Source organism: Microcystis sp. BLCC-F210 (assembly GCF_042134685.1).
Classification (GTDB): Bacteria; Cyanobacteriota; Cyanobacteriia; order Cyanobacteriales; family Microcystaceae; genus Microcystis; species Microcystis aeruginosa_D.
In genome coordinates this window covers 705,687-722,632 of sequence record NZ_CP169647.1, presented here as the reverse complement: position 1 = coordinate 722,632, position 16,946 = coordinate 705,687, and the positions used below count along the sequence as shown (strand labels likewise).

General features: G+C 41.3%; 15 protein-coding genes. 8 read left to right on the top strand and 7 right to left on the bottom strand.

Features of this window, described 5'->3' with window-relative positions:
• Positions 1 to 134 precede the first annotated feature (134 nt).
• On the bottom strand, positions 135 to 1,124 hold the full coding sequence (gene accA, locus ACE3JL_RS03560) for an acetyl-CoA carboxylase carboxyl transferase subunit alpha (RefSeq protein WP_002737858.1): 990 nt from the start codon (positions 1,122 to 1,124) through the stop codon (positions 135 to 137).
• A 324-nt stretch (positions 1,125 to 1,448) separates the two neighbouring features.
• Between accA and ACE3JL_RS03555 the strand changes: the two genes are divergently transcribed.
• On the top strand, positions 1,449 to 2,396 hold the full coding sequence (locus tag ACE3JL_RS03555) for a fused MFS/spermidine synthase (protein ID WP_002790724.1): 948 nt from the start codon (positions 1,449 to 1,451) through the stop codon (positions 2,394 to 2,396).
• Positions 2,397 to 2,638: 242 nt separating this feature from the next.
• Here the strand turns inward: ACE3JL_RS03555 and recJ are convergent, their stop codons facing one another.
• The 4 genes from recJ to ACE3JL_RS03535 all read right to left on the bottom strand — a co-directional run bounded on the left by recJ (position 2,639) and on the right by ACE3JL_RS03535 (position 8,652).
• On the bottom strand, positions 2,639 to 4,921 hold the full coding sequence (gene recJ, locus ACE3JL_RS03550; RefSeq protein WP_375328861.1) for a single-stranded-DNA-specific exonuclease RecJ: 2,283 nt from the start codon (positions 4,919 to 4,921) through the stop codon (positions 2,639 to 2,641).
• A gap of 58 nt (positions 4,922 to 4,979) precedes the next feature.
• Positions 4,980 to 5,234 (bottom strand): MoaD/ThiS family protein, encoded by a 255-nt coding sequence (locus tag ACE3JL_RS03545; protein ID WP_271991474.1) that lies wholly within the window; start codon positions 5,232 to 5,234, stop codon positions 4,980 to 4,982.
• Between the two features lie 7 nt (positions 5,235 to 5,241).
• Positions 5,242 to 8,265: an exonuclease subunit SbcC gene (gene sbcC, locus ACE3JL_RS03540; protein WP_375328860.1), complete on the bottom strand. Its 3,024-nt coding sequence runs from the start codon at positions 8,263 to 8,265 to the stop codon at positions 5,242 to 5,244.
• 159 nt (positions 8,266 to 8,424) lie between these two features.
• Positions 8,425 to 8,652, bottom strand: coding sequence for a hypothetical protein (locus ACE3JL_RS03535; RefSeq protein WP_271991468.1), 228 nt, complete (start codon positions 8,650 to 8,652; stop codon positions 8,425 to 8,427).
• A 209-nt stretch (positions 8,653 to 8,861) separates the two neighbouring features.
• Between ACE3JL_RS03535 and ACE3JL_RS03530 the strand changes: the two genes are divergently transcribed.
• The gene (locus ACE3JL_RS03530; protein ID WP_002800651.1) at positions 8,862 to 9,200 is read left to right on the top strand and encodes a rhodanese-like domain-containing protein; all 339 of its coding nucleotides are present in this window, start codon (positions 8,862 to 8,864) and stop codon (positions 9,198 to 9,200) included.
• Between the two features lie 315 nt (positions 9,201 to 9,515).
• The gene (gene hrcA, locus ACE3JL_RS03525; protein WP_375328859.1) at positions 9,516 to 10,592 is read left to right on the top strand and encodes a heat-inducible transcriptional repressor HrcA; all 1,077 of its coding nucleotides are present in this window, start codon (positions 9,516 to 9,518) and stop codon (positions 10,590 to 10,592) included.
• Here the strand turns inward: hrcA and ACE3JL_RS03520 are convergent.
• Complete coding sequence (locus ACE3JL_RS03520; RefSeq protein WP_002760270.1) at positions 10,579 to 10,872, bottom strand: hypothetical protein; 294 nt, start codon at positions 10,870 to 10,872, stop codon at positions 10,579 to 10,581. The genes hrcA and ACE3JL_RS03520 overlap by 14 nt on opposite strands.
• A gap of 229 nt (positions 10,873 to 11,101) precedes the next feature.
• Between ACE3JL_RS03520 and menA the strand changes: the two genes are divergently transcribed.
• The 5 genes from menA to ACE3JL_RS03495 all read left to right on the top strand — a co-directional run bounded on the left by menA (position 11,102) and on the right by ACE3JL_RS03495 (position 16,664).
• Positions 11,102 to 12,013 carry a 2-carboxy-1,4-naphthoquinone phytyltransferase gene (gene menA / locus ACE3JL_RS03515; RefSeq protein ID WP_271991463.1) on the top strand — a complete coding sequence of 304 codons (912 nt, stop codon included), beginning with the start codon at positions 11,102 to 11,104 and terminating at the stop codon, positions 12,011 to 12,013.
• A gap of 334 nt (positions 12,014 to 12,347) precedes the next feature.
• A complete protein-coding gene (locus ACE3JL_RS03510; protein WP_271991461.1) occupies positions 12,348 to 14,042 on the top strand; it encodes an ATP-binding protein in 1,695 nt (564 codons plus the stop codon).
• Positions 14,043 to 14,098: 56 nt separating this feature from the next.
• Entirely contained in the window at positions 14,099 to 14,551 is a 453-nt protein-coding gene (locus tag ACE3JL_RS03505) for a DUF29 domain-containing protein (RefSeq protein ID WP_271991459.1), read from the top strand.
• A gap of 2 nt (positions 14,552 to 14,553) precedes the next feature.
• Positions 14,554 to 15,921, top strand: a complete 1,368-nt coding sequence (gene rlmD / locus ACE3JL_RS03500) for a 23S rRNA (uracil(1939)-C(5))-methyltransferase RlmD (protein WP_271991457.1) — start codon at positions 14,554 to 14,556, stop codon at positions 15,919 to 15,921.
• 341 nt (positions 15,922 to 16,262) lie between these two features.
• Complete coding sequence (locus tag ACE3JL_RS03495) at positions 16,263 to 16,664, top strand: anti-sigma regulatory factor (protein ID WP_271991455.1); 402 nt, start codon at positions 16,263 to 16,265, stop codon at positions 16,662 to 16,664.
• Here ACE3JL_RS03495 and ACE3JL_RS03490 read toward each other — a convergent pair.
• Entirely contained in the window at positions 16,661 to 16,942 is a 282-nt protein-coding gene (locus tag ACE3JL_RS03490) for a DUF6439 family protein (RefSeq protein ID WP_002735085.1), read from the bottom strand. The genes ACE3JL_RS03495 and ACE3JL_RS03490 overlap by 4 nt on opposite strands.
• Between the last annotated feature and the right edge of the window lie 4 nt (positions 16,943 to 16,946).

Genomic DNA, 16,946 nt, shown 5'->3' with positions numbered 1-16,946 from the left:
AAAGACTGATTATTTATTCCCCTTTTTGCATGAGTGCATGAGCAGAAAACGGGTTTCTCCGAGAAACCCGTTTTCTGTGCGTTACTCAACGGATCTAGTATCACATCAACTCACATCTGCTCACTGCTCATTGATTAAGCTGTAGCCTCTAAAAATACGCCTAAATTGCGGAATTTTTGATAACGAGATTCGCGCCGTTGTTGGGGTGTTAATAAAGATAAAGTCTCTAAATTTTCACTAATAGCGGCTTTTAAATTGGCTGCCGCTTTAATCGGATCAGCATGGGCCCCTCTGGAGGGTTCAGGAACGATCTGATCGATAATATTTAACTCTTTTAAGTCTTTTGAGGTAATTTTGAGGGCCACTGCCGCTTTATCGGATTTTTTGGCATCTTTCCAGAGAATGGCTGCACAAGCTTCGGGAGTCGCCACGGTATAGACAGAATGCTCTAACATTAATAGGCGATCGCCGACACCAATTCCCAAAGCGCCGCCGGAACCACCTTCGCCAATAACAGTACAAATGATCGGCACATCTAAACGGAACATTTCCCGGAGATTATAGGCGATCGCTTCCCCTTGACCTAATTTTTCCGCTTCTACCCCCGCCCAGGCGCCGGGGGTGTCAATAAAGGTTAAAATTGGCTGATTAAACTGATGAGCGTGTTCCATTAAACGCATGGCTTTACGATAACCACCGGGGGCAGCCATGCCGAAATTTCTAGCCACATTATCCTTAGTATCCCGGCCTTTTTGATGCCCGATAATCACCACGGGACGACCGTTAAAACGGGCAACACCACCCACAAGAGCGGGATCGTCGTAACCACCGCGATCCCCGTGCAACTCGAACCATTCATCGGTGATTGCCTGAATATAGTCTAGGGTACTGGGGCGCCGGGGATGACGGGCTAATTGTAGCCGTTGGGAAGGGGTGAGATTGCTAAAAATTTCACGCCGTAATTGATTAGCTCGTTCGTCTAGTTGACTAATTTGTTCCGAGACATCTACGCTATTTTCTTGGGCTAATTCTTTAATCTGTTCGATGCGGGATTCTAATTCGTAGAGGGGTTTTTCAAAATCTAGGAGAAAAATCTTTTTCTCGGTAGTCTCGTTTTTGGTCATAGGTTAGTGGCTAGAAGTTTACTGTTCGCTAAGTAGGTAGGCGTTAAAAATTATCAAATACCCCCCTTATCAAGGGGGGATTAAGGGGGGATCAGCACCCCCCTTATCAAGGGGGGATTAAGGGGGGCAGGGGGGATCAGAGGCAAAATCTATCTTCAATTTAATTATAACTACTTACTTAATCTTTTCTAGCTTAGCGTTTTTCAGCGATCGATTATCGGCAGCTTCGGGATGACTGGGAGATAATTTCAAGTTATCGATCAAATTTTGTCAATTGTTGTATAATGATAGATCGTGCCTTTTTCACCCCAAGGAGGATTAGTTATGGCAGGAAGTGAACTAAAAGCGGATCTATGGGTTAACGAATATATTACCCCCTGGGACATTTATAGTCATGGGGTTTCGCGGATTTTAGCCTACAAAAAAACCGCTTTTCAGGAGATGTATATTGTTGAGTCGGGGGCCTATGGAAAAGCCTTGGTACTGGATGGCAAATGGCAATCTTGTACGGGGGATGAATTTATTTATCATGAAGCATTAGTGCAACCGGCAATGATTGCCCACCAAGAAGCAAAAACTGCTTTAATTCTGGGAGGTGGTGAAGGTGCGACAACGCGGGAGTTATTGCGTTGGAAAACAATCGAAAAAGTGATGATGATCGATATCGATGGGGATGTGGTGGCAGCTTGTAAGGAACATCTTCCCGAAATGCACCAAGGCACTTTTGATGATCCTCGTTTTGAGTTAGTTGTGGCCGATGCTTTAGAAGTTTTAGACACCACTAATGATCAATGGGATATTATTATTTCTGATCTGGTTGATCCCATCGGAGAGGGTCCTTCTTTCCCCCTATTCACAAAAGAATACTTTGAAAAACTACAAAGAGTTTTGGCCGAAAATGGCATTGTGGTTGTCCAATCTGGTCCGGTTTCTCCTCCTTCGGTGATGTATCATGCGCGTTTGGTGAATACTTTAAAAGCAGTTTTTCCCTACGTTCATTCCTATTGCGCTCCTACTCCTAGTTATGGTTCCCCTTGGGGTTTTACTCTCTGTGCTAATCATCCTTTAAATACTCGTCCCGATCCCGATGTGGTGGATGAATTAATCACCGATACAACTACGGGAGGATTACGTTTAATTGATGGCATGACTTTACTAGGAATGTTACAAACTCCTCTCTATATTCGTCAAGCTATCGCACAAAATACGGAAGTTTATACTTTAGCAAAACCCCCGAAATTCTTCGGTCAAGGAGTAATCAGTAATCAGTAATCAGTTATCAGTTATCAGTTATCAGTAATCAGTTATCAGTAATCAGTTATCAGTTATCAGTTATCGGGAGTCGGTCGTCAGGAGGAGATAGGGTGATAGGGTTTTGAGGTAATGGGGTGATGAGACAGTTTCCCCACTTCCCCATTTCCCCATTTCATAATTTATAATTCATAATTCATAATTCATAATTCATAATTCCCACACCCCACACCTCACCAACAAACTTTTTTAGCAAACCCTAATTAGAAATCGATCGAGTCTTCATGATTAAGAATTGTTTGCAGAATTTCTAGGGGAACAGTAGCAAAGTATTGCTGGAGAAAGTTTTCTAAGGCCACCGCTTCCAGAAATTGCTCAATCTTATTAATTTTTGCCTCATGATTGACTAATTCAAAGGATAAATTTTCTTGATTTTCCTTGACTTTAAAGCCATTTTCTGCTAGGGAAATTAATCCTAATTCTAGGGTATGATAACTGAGGTTTAAGCGGTTTTGTAATTGTTGACGGGAAATACTGGTTTTAGTTCTAGCTAAATATTTCCCAATCCCCACAAGGTTTATCCATGTGGTGTGAGCGGATTTTTTTAAAGGACTAGCATAGGCAAGAACTAACTTTTTATCCCGTAAAATTGCCTGTTGATATTCCCTAGAAAGTTTTGTCCAATCCCGGGGACATTCCCAGAGAAAAAGGGGATTTAATTGTTCAAATTCTTGATTAATTTCTCGATTGCGATTGTCGATTAAAAAATCTTTTTTATTGCTATAGATTAGGGATTCTTGTTGATAGGGTTGCAGAGCAATTAAGCGCACTTCATAGCGATTTTTGTAGGTATTAAAATCCAATTCTACTACGGCATCATAACGGGTATCGGCAGCAATTTCATCTTTGTGATGACCCCACCACATACCAGGGAATCCCTGCTCGATTGAACTATCCCATATCTCAAAAGTTGTCCGGGGATAAGTAATTTTTTTGCCTTTTAAATCCTCAAGATTTTTATGCCAAAGATTTTGAAAATAACAATTTTGAATTAATAGCTTCGGTGTCGGATTACCCATCCCACAGGGTTCCAGTAATTTTAATTCTCGAAATAGACTTTTTCCCAATTGGGAAACCGTCACCACTGCATCCACTTCTATCTGGGAAGAAAGGGAAGTTAAATCAATTCCTGTGCGTCGCAACTGTTGATTAATTCCCTCAATAAATAGGGGTAAATTTTCTATAGTTAAACTTAAACCAGCGGCCAAAGGATGACCACCAAAACGATGTAAAAGATGGGATTGAGAGGATACTAATTGATAAAGATCGATCTCACGAATTGACCGAGCGGAACCCTTAGCAAAAGGTGGTTCACTGGTACTTAATAAAATTGTTGGTCGCTGGTATTCTTGGGCAATTTGTCCCGCAACTAATCCTAAAATTCCCGCCGGCCATTGGGGATCATCTAAAATAATTACATTAGTGGTAGAAAGATCAATTCTCTCTAGTTTTTTCTGAACTTGTTTAATAATATCCCGTTGGATTTCTTGGCGACGAATGTTGGCTAATTCCGCTTGTTCAGCTAATTCGTGACAACGCTTTTCATCTTCACTGGTAAGTAATTCCACACAAAATCTAGCATCGCCATAAATGCGACTGACGGCATTAATTCGCGGTCCAATACCGAAGGATATATCCATCGGTCTATCTCCGGTTTTGTTACATAAATCCAGTAATTTTTTAACGCCTAAACGCTGAGTATTTTGCAGTTTTTGAAGACCTTTTTGGGCTAAATAACGACATTCTCCCGTCAATTTGACTAAATCGGCAATTAAACCAATCGCAACTAAATCCAGTAAATTTTCTAGGGGTTTTCTGGGAATATCTGCCAGGGTTAAATACATCGCTTCCACTAATTTATAAGCAACAGCAACCCCAGAAAGATGATAGAAAGGATGGGTTTCCACAAAGTAGCGGGGATTAATCAGGGCAATCACCTCGGGGCGCTCGTCGGGTAGGGTATGATGATCGGTGATGATAATATCGATGCCTAGACTGTTTGCATAGTCAATTTCAGCGATATTCGTGCTTCCCGTGTCACAGGTGACGATTAAGCGGGTTCCTTGATGCGCTAGTTTCTCGATACCGGGATAATTGAGGCCGTGGGATTCTTTTTGGCGATCGGGTATGTAATAATCTAACTGTTGATAGGGTGGGAAAAACTGTCCCAATCCTTCCCAAAGGACACTGGTAGCGGTGACACCATCGGCATCGAAATCACCCCAAATAGTCACTTTTTCGCCTTTATTTAGGGCTTTTTCCAGTCTTTTGACGGCGAAGTTCATTTCTTGCCCAAAATCAAAGGGAGTTTTTGACTGATAAGCTTTCTCATCCAGAAACGTCCGCAGAGTCGCCCCATCTTGGACACCGCGATGCCATAATATTTGTGCCACGACGCTGCCATCCGACTGTGAGGTGTAGTCTTGGACTATTTTTAAAAACTCTTGGGGAAGCTCTACCGATGGGGGAATTTGCCAGTTAGACACGGGATATCAGGGAAAAAGTAAAAAAGGTGGCAGTTTTTGTGATTTTCCCTATCTCCATTTAGCCACCACTAACGGGGGGAATTAAAACTATCTCATCGCCATTTTTGAGGATTTTCTCTCCCGAAACAAACTGAAGATTAACTCCAAAACGAGTAACATCGCGCCATCTTTCTAATTGAGGATAGGGGGCTATAATATAGTTTAACACTTCTGTAACGGAAGTGTGGGCAGGAAATTCGAGGTTTAATTGAGAAGTTTGATAGACTTCTTGATAAATAGCAAATAGTTTTACTCTAACCGTAATTTTTTCCATATTTTTCCTAGGATAATAACATCAATTGAGAACCCTGTTCGGTTTTGCGGACTTCGATGCGGTGTTGAAAAGCTTCTTTAAATTGGGGCATATGAGTTACAGTCAAAATACAGGCAAAATCGGCGGATATAGCATTAATTGCCGCAATTAAGCGATCGCATCCTTCCGCATCCTGAGTTCCGAATCCTTCGTCAACAATGAGCATTTGTAGGGCTGTTCCGGCTCTTTGTGCTAATAATCTCGCTAAAGCTAATCGAATCGAGAAATTAATCCGAAAAGCTTCCCCTCCTGAATAGGTTTCGTAGGGACGAGATCCCCGGGTATCACCAATAACAATATCTAAAGTATCGATTAACTTTTGTCGCTGTTTTTTCGTACCTTTACCGCTTTTTTGGGTTAAAAACTGCACATGAAATTGATTACCGGTTAAGCGAGCTAAGATATGATTAGTTTGTGCTTCCAACTCCGGTAAAACATTCTCAATCATCAGAGTTTGTAAACCATTTTTGCCAAAAGCTATGGCTAACTCTTTATAAACTGTATATTGTTTTTTAACTTTAGCTAAATCGCTCTCTTTTTCTGTCAGTTGTTTACCTAAAGTTTCTAGTTGATGTAACTTCTCCTCAACCCGACCTTTTTGGGAGAGCAATCCATCAATTATCTGTCTTCGCTGTTGAATATTAGTCGATAATGCGGCTATTTCTTGGCGATAGTCAGTCAAAGTACCAATCTTTTGACTAATATTTGCTAACTCCTGATTTATCTTTTGGTGATCCTCATTTCGCAGCTGTAGTCTTTGCTCAATGTCAGCAATTTTAGCGGCTATTTCTGGATAATTTTTTTCTGCTTGTTGCCAATCTTGATACTGTAATCTTACCCCCTGTAATTGTCGGATCAAATTTTGAATATTCTGATGTTCACTGCGATCATAATTCAAGTTTTGAATAAACTTTTCTAAGCGTTCAATTTCCTGTTTAAGTGGGGAATTTTGACCTAGTTCTTGCTTCTCTTGTTCTAGTCTAGCTAGTTGATTAATTAAATTAGGTTTCTCGGCATTGATATTAGCTAAACGACGGTTTGCTTGCTTAAGTTCTGATTCTTGAATTTCTGCCCAACGCCATCTTTTTTCTTCTCCTCTGACTAAAGCATGACTTTGTTCATCATAGTTTAATAGGGCGATTTCTTGATTGACAATTTGCAATTCTTGCTGTAATTCTAGGGCATAATTGCCACTGCTTAAAAGTGCTTCTAATTCCACAAGTATCTCCTCGGTTTTCTCTAGTTCTATTTCCTTTTCTTCAATAGTTTCTAACTTGACTTCTAACTGCACATATTTTTGTTGTAGATTCGATCTTACAGGCAATTCTTGTTTAATTTGGGCTAATTCCTCCCGTAAACGTTTTAAATCTCGATCGCAGTCTGCCATCTGTTCCTGTAGGGACCAAATTTGCTCTTGAATTTGTTCTTGATGTTGATGGGTTTTCCTGATTACCTGATGACGGTGATGACTGTCTAAATTCTGTTCACACAAAGGACAAACAGAATCGGGAATATTTAATTTTTCCAATTTATCAGTTAACTCTAAAAGTTGTTCTTCATATCTTTTCTGTTGCTCCAATAAACTTTTTTTATCCACTTGTTTAACGGTTTCCTTTTCTTCCACTCGTTCACAATAGGTTTGTTTTTTATCTAATTCCTTAATTCGTTTGGCTAAATTGAGAGCTTCCTCTCTTAGTACAGGAATACGAGCGATTTCTGTCTCCAATTGTTGCCGATTTCTTTGCAGTTGTTCCCGACGAGCATTAATCCCGGCTTTTTCCCGTTCCAACTGTATATTTAAATCAGCTTTTCGGCTATTTAAAGGGGCATATTTTAAAGCTAATCTATCCAATTCCTGAAGACGTTGACGATGATAATTTAACTTCTCTAATCCTGCTTGAATATCCCCCGCTTGCTCGATAATTTTTTGAGTTTCTTGTTCCTGTCTTCGCAATTCTTCTAAACGAGCGCTCGTTTGTTGGATAGGAAGGGTAAATTCGTTAATTTTTTGCTGTAATTTCTGTTCTAATTGTTGTTTATCATACTGGGCCTGTTGCCAAGCTTGCAATTGACTTGACAAACTGGCCTCTTTCTGGTCTAGATTGATTAGGCGCTCGTGTGCAGTGATAATGTCATTTTTGCGATGAAGAGTAGTCCTTATTTGATTTAATTGATTGTCTAGACTAACTTTTTCCCGGTCTAATCTCTCGATTTCTGCTAATAAACCTCGCTCCTGTTCTCTTTGCCACTGCAGCTGTTTTTCCCAATTCTGACGCTGATTTTCTTCCCCTTGCAGTTGCTGTAAACGCTGATTATTTACCTCTTGTTCTTGATTAATTTGGTTAATTTGGGTGTTTAACTCTTGCAGGTGTTCCTGATAAGAATTTTTCTCCTGAAGACGGAGTTTGATAGTTTCTACTTGCTGCTCGATTTGGAGGGACTGTCCATCAAATTGTTTCGATATATCCTTAGCTTTGTTCGCTAAAATTTCATAGCGATCGAGTTGTAATAATTCTGCTAAGATTTGTTTACGACCACTGGGAGGCTGTTTCATAAATTCGTCCGCTTGTCCCTGTCGTAAATAAGCAGAATTAATGAAAGTTTTATGGTCTATTTTTAGATAAGTATTAATCTGTGCTTGGGTATCTTTAATACTTTTACCCGATAAAGGACGAAAACTTTGATCATTAATCACCTGAAAATCTAAACCAGAAGCTTTCCCCCCCCGGTGACGACTACGGATAATTTTATAGATTTCTCCCCCATAACTAAACTCGAAATCTACCCGCGCATAATCGCTGCCCGCATGAATGACATCATCACCAATCGAGACGCGACTTTCTCCCCAAATTGCCCAAGTAATTGCTTCGAGTAAAGAGGATTTTCCCGCACCATTGGCACCACAAATACAGGCAGTATGTAATCCGCGAAAATCTAGCACTGCCTCGCGATAACTGAGAAAATTTTTTAGGGTTAATTGTAGGGGAATCATAAGCTGGGAGAAATTATGAATTATGAATTATGAATTATGAATTATGAAGTGGGGAGATGGGGAGAAAGGAGAGGGAGAGAATTCAGTACAAGGCATAATTAGCGGAAATTCTGTCACTCAGCCTCAGTAAAATATTGGTATCAAATAGATAGTTAGCCATTAGTCATAGATAGTTTCACGCCCTAAGGCTTCATTGGGTAATCCGGGGGTATCCTTGGGTTGACTTTCCAGAAATTTTAGCCAATCTTCTGCTTTTTCGTGGGAGGTCATCTCTTCAATTTTTGGCGAAGTTTTCTGAGTTAGAAATTGGCTGAAGTTTAAGACTTCTTGTTGTTTTTCTAAAGGAAGTTTTCGCAAGTTTTCGATAACGGCTTGTTCAATATTCATCGAAATTCAGCTTGTCGATTAATCGGCGTACTAAAAAGCATCAATGTCTTCAATACCCGCCCTTTCCCCATTATATCACCCCCCCGCTCTGGCACTGACCAAATCCCCCCACTTGGCTGCGATATTATTCCTACGCAAGTACCTAACCGCTCAGGGTCCCTCGATTTGCTACTCTAAAGGAAAGATAACCGATTCTTAAGACCAAATCTATGAGCATTCCCGAAATTAGCGTCCATGAACTCGCTCTCCGTTTAGCCGATCATGATCCTAATTTACAACTTATTGATGTGCGCGAACCGGAGGAAGTTGCCATGGCATTTGTGGCCAATTTTACCATTTTACCCTTGAGTCAATACCAAGAATGGTCGCCCACTATTGCCAGCCAATTCAACCCCCAAGCGGAAACCCTCGTTATCTGTCACCATGGCATGAGATCCCTGCAAATGTGCCAATGGCTACAAAGTCAGGGTTTTACTAATGTTAAAAATATTAACGGCGGCATCGATGCTTATTCCCTCCTCGTCGATCCTAATATTCCCCGTTACTAATTTTTATAGCCCCCATCGGGAAAAGAGAGGGGCAAACTATCCCCTTTCTCCCCACGGAGGACTGATAGGGAGCATCTCACCTTTGTAACCCCTAAATCAGGTTTTTATGTCAAGCTATTTTGAAAGCCTTGCTAGAAACAGTTTTATGGATAAGTATAATTACTCACTTGCATAAATGAGATGATCCCGACTGATAACTGACTACTGATAACTGATAACTGATTACTGATTACTGATTACTGATTACTGATAACTGATTAAGCGTTATACTGTCTAGAAAAATGTTATAAATCTTTATCTTAAGATTATTCCCCTATGTCCGCTAGAACTAATCTCAGCGATCGCTATCAACATATCTTAAAGGCGACAATTCAACATTATATCGCCACGGCCGAACCGGTTGGCTCGAAAACTCTGCTGGAGGAGTACAAATTTACTGTTAGTTCCGCCACGATTCGCAATGCTCTCGGTAAACTGGAAAAAGAAGGTTTACTCTATCAACCCCACACTTCCTCCGGACGTATTCCCTCCGATTGGGGTTATCGTCTCTACGTCGATGAGTTAATGACTCCCGATGACCGTATCGGCGAAAAAATCGGCTATTATCTGCATCAAAACGCTAAATCTCCCGCTTGGAGTCTCGAAAGTCTGCTGCAACGGGCCACCCAGTTTTTAGCCGGTTTAAGCGGTTATATCGCTATCGTTACCCTTCCCCACACCCTCACTAATACCCTGCGTCATCTGCAATTAATCCCCGTCTCTGACCGGCAGATCATGTTAATTATTGTTACAGATAGTTTACAAACACGCTCGGTTATGATAGAGATTCCTGAGTCTATGGCAACGGACAAGGAGGATGGATTAGCAGAAGAATTACAAATCCTCTCTAATTTTCTCGGGGAAAAATTAAAGGGTTATTGCTTGGCAGATTTAATTAACCTCGATTGGCAGCAAATCGAGCGAGAATTTACCCGTTATACCCATTTTCTCCAACAATTAAGCCAAGAAATCAGCGCTAGTCTCCAATCCACTGCCATCCCAGAGATTATCGTCCATGGTGTCGCTGAAGTCATTCGACAGCCAGAATTCGCCCAATGGCAACAAGTACAAATGTTACTGCATCTATTGGAAGCAGAACAGGATCGCCTTTTACCCCTGATTTTACAAAGACCAGAACCAGAAAAATCAGCTAAAAAAGTCAAAATCACCATTGGTTCTGAAAATCCTCTGGAATCCATGCGTCCTTGTACTCTTATCTCCGCTTTTTATAAACAGGGAGATACTCCCGTCGGTAGTGTTGGTATTATCGGACCGACGCGAATGTTATACGAAAATACTATTCCCCTAGTGGAATCCACCGCTAACTATCTCAGCGAGGCTATAAGTAAGTAGATATCCCCCGCAAAGGTTCGGGAATAGGACAATCGACAGTAAACTCTAAAATTGTCTCACCATCCCCCAAATAGCCAGAATTGGCAAAACAGAGCAACATCCGCACCAGCGCCACCCACACCTCTGCATCGAACTCCCAATCCTGTCCCCGACGCGCTCCACAGGCGATCGATTTTAGCGCCCAAAAATAACTATTTCTCACCACTGAACCGCCTTTTTTATAAACCGGCACATCCTCATGGTGAATATAAAGAATATCATCTTTAGCGATCGCTCTCATCGGTGGCTAGGAAAGTTATAGGAATTTTCAGTTTACCGTCTAGAGAATAACACCCTATAGGAAATTTTGGGCGCATCCCCTGCACCCCTGCCATTTTTAATAACTTCTGTTTATCATCACAAATAGGAAATGCCGTCTTTCTAGTGGAGGCACAAAAAGCTATAATTCTACCTTAAACCCTCGTTTTTTATCCCTAGAGCGATCGAGTTTTCCTGATTATTATTCAGCTATGACCACCGATACTATCACCACTCCCTCACCCAAAAAACTCTGGTTAGCAGCCCTGAAACCACCAATGTATAGTGTGGCGATTATACCGATTATTTTGGGAACAGCGATCGCTTATCAGGAAACAGGTCGATTTTCTCCCCCGATTTTTGTCACTTTTATCCTCTCAGCTATTTTAATTCTCGCTTGGTTAAATCTCAGTAATGATGTTTTTGATGCCGATACCGGGATCGATGTTAATAAAGCTCATTCGATCGTTAATTTAACTGGCAATAAATCTTTAATTTTCTGGCTGAGTAATCTTTTTCTATTAGTGGGTATTGCTGGTATATTTGCTATTAGTTATTGGCGAGGCGATTGGACTATCCTAGAATTAATCGCCCTCTGCTGTTTTTTGGGCTATACCTATCAAGGGCCTCCCTTCCGTCTTGGTTATCAAGGATTAGGTGAAATTATCTGTTTCTTTACTTTTGGACCCTTGGCGATTGCCGCTGCCTACTATTCCCAAGTTGGTGCTTTTTCTCTCTCTAGTCTAGCGGCTTCAATTATTATCGGAATTACCACTTCTATCATCCTTTTTTGTTCCCATTTCCATCAAGTTGCCGATGATCTCAAAGCGGGTAAAAAATCACCTATTGCCCGTTTAGGTACTTTGAAAGGTTCTAGAGTTTTAACCGCAGTGACGGTTCTCGTTTACGTTTTAACGGTAGTTTTTGTCCTGCTGCAAGTTTATCCCCCTCTCACTCTTTTAATCTTTCTTAGTCTCCCTTTCGCTTGGCAATTAGTCCACCACGTTAACCAAAATCACGACCAACCTCAGCTAGTCAGTAACTGCAAGTTTATAGCGGTTAATCTTCACTTTTTTAGTGGCATTCTCTTCTCCCTTGGCTATTTCCTTGCTTCCCGTTCATAGACCGGATTTTTTTTCTTAAAGCCCTTGACAAAACCCCATCACTTGACATACACTTATATTCATAATGGGAATCCGTGCCTGCCTGCGAACCCCTCATTTTTAGCCTAGATAGACCGAAAAAAAATCAACTGACTTGAATCAGTTATCAGATTTGAGTTTTAAGTGTGCAGTATGTATTAAGTGGGAAGTATTAAATACGGCGGATTCAGGCTTAGTTTGGTACATCTTCCAGTTTCCTACTGTCTTTTTGCTGTTTACTGTTTACTGAAAACACTTCCTCATTCATAATTCATAATTCATAATTCATAATTCATCGCCACAAATAAAGGTTAGCATGAGTGAACAACCCCTCGGATCGGTTATTCAAGGTTCCCTGAGTGAAGGTTTAGAAATCCGTCTTTATCCGGATATTTCGGTAGAAGATATGCGAGTCGGTAAGTTTTTGGTGGTGCAAGGCACTCGCTCGCGTTTTTTCTGTCTCCTCACCGATGTCTCCCTGGGTAACTCCAGTCCCCGGATTATCGCGAATCCTCCCCATCCCGATGATAGTTTTATGCGCGATGTTTTAGCGGGTAGCGGTACTTATGGTACTATTGAACTATCTCCTATGCTCATGTTTACCCCGACTGGAGGTAATTCCCCGGCAGTTTCCGACACTTCTTTAGGCTCTTTTCAACCCCAAACCAGCGCCGATTTAGAATTACTGCCAGTTAAAACTATTCCCGCGCATTTTAGCCAAGTTTATGAAGCTTGTGAGCAGGATTTTCGCATGGTTTTCGGTTGGGAAGATGATCCCACCAGAAAGAATTTTGCTATTGGTCAACCCCTTGACATGGACGTGCCAATATGTATTAATCTCGATCGCTTTGTGGAACGTAGTAACGGTGTTTTTGGCAAATCCGGGACGGGAAAATCCTTTTTAACTAGATTACTAATTTCGGGCATTATTCGCAAACAAGCAGGGGTTAACCTCATGTTTGATATGCACTCGGAATACGGTTGGGAAGCGATGAAAGAGGGGAAGGAGGTTTCTACGGTGAAAGGATTATGTCAATTATTCCCCGGACAGGTGGAAATTTACACCCTCGATCCCGATTCTACCAAACGCCGGGGAGTACGAGGAGCGCAGGAATTATTCTTAAGTTATAATCAGATTGAAATCGAGGATATTCGTTTAATCGGTCGGGAATTAGGCATCTCGGAAGCTAGTTTAGATAATGCCAATATTCTCTATAACGAGTATGGAGAATCTTGGATTACTCAGTTATTAAATATGAGTAACGAGGATATTAAAATCTTCTGTACGGAAAAACAAGGTCATGCGGGATCAATTATGTCCCTCCAGAGAAAATTAATGCGTCTAGATAGTTTGAAATATTTAAAAAGTGTTTGTCCCCACAATTATATCGATCAGGTTTTACAAGCTTTAGATGCAGGTAAGCACGTTGTTATTGAATTTGGCTCCCAAAGTAATATGCTTTCCTATATGTTAGCCACCAATATGATCACCCGTCGGATTCATGCTAATTATGTTAAAAAAGCTGAATATTTTTTACAAACTAAAAACCCCGTTGATCGACCGCAACAGTTAGTGATTACCATTGAAGAAGCTCATCGATTTTTAGATTCTGCTGTGGTACATCAAACTATTTTTGGAACTATCGCCAGGGAGATGCGAAAATACTTTGTTACTCTCTTAATTGTCGATCAAAGACCTTCAGGAATTGATAACGAAGTTATGTCTCAGGTAGGGACGAGAATCACCTGTTTATTAAACGATGAAAAAGACATCGAAGCCATATTTACTGGGGTTTCTGGAGGGGGAAGTTTGCGATCGGTTTTAGCGAAATTAGACTCAAAACAACAAGCTTTAGTTTTAGGTCATGCGGTCCCTATGCCGGTAGTAATTCGTACTCGCGCCTACGATCAAAAATTCTACACTGAAATAGGTGCGACCGACTGGCGAGAATTACCCGATGAGGAAGTTTTAGCGGCGGCCAAAATTGCCAAAGCTGATCTAGGATTTTAGAAAAATTAACTTTTGATTGTAGAATAGAGTTGGATTGTTTTTACTGTTTACCTCCCATGACCGCTCAAATACCAATCTCGAAGATCAGCTTATACGATCGAGATTTTCAGCTATGGATCGAGACAACCGTTAACCAATTACGACAGGAGGATTTTGACTCGGTTGACTGGACTAATCTGATCGAGGAATTAGCAAGTATGGGAAAAAATAATCGACACGCTCTCAAAAGTTTGTTAATTCAATTATTAGCTCATCTGCTCAAGTTAATTTATTGGCAGACGGAAAGGGAGTATAATGCTAATAAATGGGAAGCGGAAATTATTAATTTTCGAGTTCAAATTGCCGATCTGCTGGAAGACAGTCCTAGCTTAAAACCTTATCTCCTCGAAATTTTCGATTCTTGTTATGGAAAAGCTAGGCAAATAGTCTCGAAATTGAGCAAGCAAGAAATTCCCATAGAAGTCATTATTACCCCAGCAGAAACCCTGGCTGAAAACTGGTTTCCCTAACTATGCAACAAGGTGATTTAATCGAGATCGAGATTACCGACCTCAACCATACGGGCGAAGGTGTGGGAAAATACCGAGGACAAGTGATTTTTGTGCCAGATACGGTCATTGGCGATCGCATTCAAACTCGCATCACCTATATCAAAAAAAGTCATGCGATCGGCAAACTCCAAACTATTCTACAAGCATCTCCCCATCGTATCCGGCCCCGCTGCATCGTTGCCGATAAATGTGGTGGTTGTCAATGGCAACACATCGAGGATCAATTTCAGCTTCGGGTCAAAAAAGAGCAAGTACAAGAGGCATTAACCAGAATTGGCGGGTTTACCGATCCTTTGGTTTATCCTCCCCTCACCGGTAATTCTCCCCTCGCTTATCGCAATAAAGCTACCTATCCCCTCGGATTTTCCCCCACCGGCAATGTGCAAGCGGGTTATTATCGTCGCGGCAGCCATCATCTGATTAATCTCAATCAATGTCCGATTCAAGATCAAGCTTTAAATCCGTTTCTAGCAGAGATAAAACAGGATATTCAGGAGCAAGGCTGGTCAATTTACGATGAAAAGACCCATCAAGGACAATTACGCCATTTATCCCTAAGAATTGGCCGGCACACGGGAGAAATTTTATTAACCCTGATTAGTACCGATAATAATTTACAGGGAATTGAGACCCAAGCGCAGCAATGGCTGGCAAAATACGCCAATTTAGTCGGTGTAACCGTCAATTATAACCCCGATCGAGGTAATGCTATTTTTGGCACTCAGACCACAACTATCGCCGGAAGGGACTATATTAACGAAAAGTTCGCCGGATTAACCTATCAATTGGCTGCCGATACCTTTTTTCAGGTTAATACAGAGGCTGCTGAAGCCTTATTTTCGCTTATTTGCCAGAAATTAGAGCTTAAAGGTGAAGAAATTCTTATTGATGCCTACTGTGGTATCGGTACTTTTACTTTACCCCTCGCTAAACGGGTTAAAGAGGTGATTGGACTAGAATCCTATAGCTTTTCCCTCGATCGAGCCAAAATTAACGCCCAATTAAATGATATTACCAACACAACCTTTATTTTGGGGGCCGTAGAAAAAACTTTACCGCAACTGACAGTTAAACCCGACATTATTTTACTCGATCCGCCCCGCAAAGGTTGCGATCGATCTGTTCTCGATAGCCTGTTACAGCTGCAAAGTCAACGCATTGTTTATATCAGTTGTCAAAGTGCAACTTTAGCCAGAGACTTGCAATATCTCTGTAAAACAGGCGATTATCAACTGCTAGAAGTGCAAACCGCCGATTTCTTTCCCCAAACTCCCCACGTCGAATGCGCTGCTTTTCTTAGACAAAAAAACACAAATATGGTAGGATGAGATAAGGGGAAAAACCCAATCCTTTAGCCGTTTATGGCTGAAAAGTCAACGGTTAAGGATAATAGCATATTAAGCCCCGTTCCAGTCAACTACTTTTTTGATTAACTACTCCCTCAAAGTGGCCTTGATTTTCGATTAGTTTGTAGATCAATCATAAAAATATCTAATCCATCTCAGAGACAGAAAAGGGACAAAATATGACTCATTAGGTATGGCAATTATCTAGATCAACGGTTAAGAGACCTTAATCTTTCTGTAAAAGAATAGTCATTGAATAAAAGCTAGAGGTAAAGTGCGTGATTGCTATTTCACTGCCAACAAGCAAACGAAGCTGGAAGACCATGAGTTTCGCTTCCACCTTGTATCTTTGTCCGATTTTAGATTTATTGACCGCTAGTATTCCCGAAGAGTTAGAACCAGAAATTAGATTAGGATTGCAAGAAGCGTTAGTTAATGCCGCTAAACACGGCAATCATCTCGATCCCAGCAAAACCGTGGTCGTTCACTTTTCTAGCAGTAAAGACGAGTATTCTTGGGTAATTACCGACGAAGGTTGTGGATTTACCCCCCGTTGTCACCATCATGGCTGTAGTTGCGATTGTCCTGATTTACCCCCCGAAGAAGCGGAAAATGGCCGAGGACTGTGTATGTTATATCAAATCTTCGACCAAGTTCACTGGAATCAACAAGGAACCCAACTGAAACTTTGTAAACAAATTAAACAGGAACGCTGGTTGAATTAATGACCATGACCGTGAGAAGGACAGGGAGGAGCAGAAATCGAGCGATCAAGCCAACCTGTAGCCTGTTGTAGCCGAGGAAGTGCTTCTTCTGGCTGATTATCTAATAAAAACACCAAAGCCGTCCCCAATTGTTCAGCAGCCCGAGCATTACGATTGGCTTTCAGACGATGCCAGTCAATCGGTGCGATCGCCAAACGTTCCGCCAAAATCCGCGCCAATTCCAGGGTAGATAGATCATCAACAGTCTGAGATGAGGAAGAGACAGGGGATGGAATCATAATC

Coding starts and splice junctions, on each gene's coding strand:
- accA (WP_002737858.1), bottom strand. CDS start 1,124: ATGACCAAAAACGAGACTACCGAGAAAAAGATTTTTCTCCTAGATTTT.
- ACE3JL_RS03555 (WP_002790724.1), top strand. CDS start 1,449: ATGGCAGGAAGTGAACTAAAAGCGGATCTATGGGTTAACGAATATATT.
- ACE3JL_RS03545 (WP_271991474.1), bottom strand. CDS start 5,234: ATGGAAAAAATTACGGTTAGAGTAAAACTATTTGCTATTTATCAAGAA.
- sbcC (WP_375328860.1), bottom strand. CDS start 8,265: ATGATTCCCCTACAATTAACCCTAAAAAATTTTCTCAGTTATCGCGAG.
- ACE3JL_RS03535 (WP_271991468.1), bottom strand. CDS start 8,652: ATGAATATTGAACAAGCCGTTATCGAAAACTTGCGAAAACTTCCTTTA.
- ACE3JL_RS03530 (WP_002800651.1), top strand. CDS start 8,862: ATGAGCATTCCCGAAATTAGCGTCCATGAACTCGCTCTCCGTTTAGCC.
- hrcA (WP_375328859.1), top strand. CDS start 9,516: ATGTCCGCTAGAACTAATCTCAGCGATCGCTATCAACATATCTTAAAG.
- ACE3JL_RS03520 (WP_002760270.1), bottom strand. CDS start 10,872: ATGAGAGCGATCGCTAAAGATGATATTCTTTATATTCACCATGAGGAT.
- menA (WP_271991463.1), top strand. CDS start 11,102: ATGACCACCGATACTATCACCACTCCCTCACCCAAAAAACTCTGGTTA.
- ACE3JL_RS03510 (WP_271991461.1), top strand. CDS start 12,348: ATGAGTGAACAACCCCTCGGATCGGTTATTCAAGGTTCCCTGAGTGAA.
- ACE3JL_RS03505 (WP_271991459.1), top strand. CDS start 14,099: ATGACCGCTCAAATACCAATCTCGAAGATCAGCTTATACGATCGAGAT.
- rlmD (WP_271991457.1), top strand. CDS start 14,554: ATGCAACAAGGTGATTTAATCGAGATCGAGATTACCGACCTCAACCAT.
- ACE3JL_RS03495 (WP_271991455.1), top strand. CDS start 16,263: ATGAGTTTCGCTTCCACCTTGTATCTTTGTCCGATTTTAGATTTATTG.
- ACE3JL_RS03490 (WP_002735085.1), bottom strand. CDS start 16,942: ATGATTCCATCCCCTGTCTCTTCCTCATCTCAGACTGTTGATGATCTA.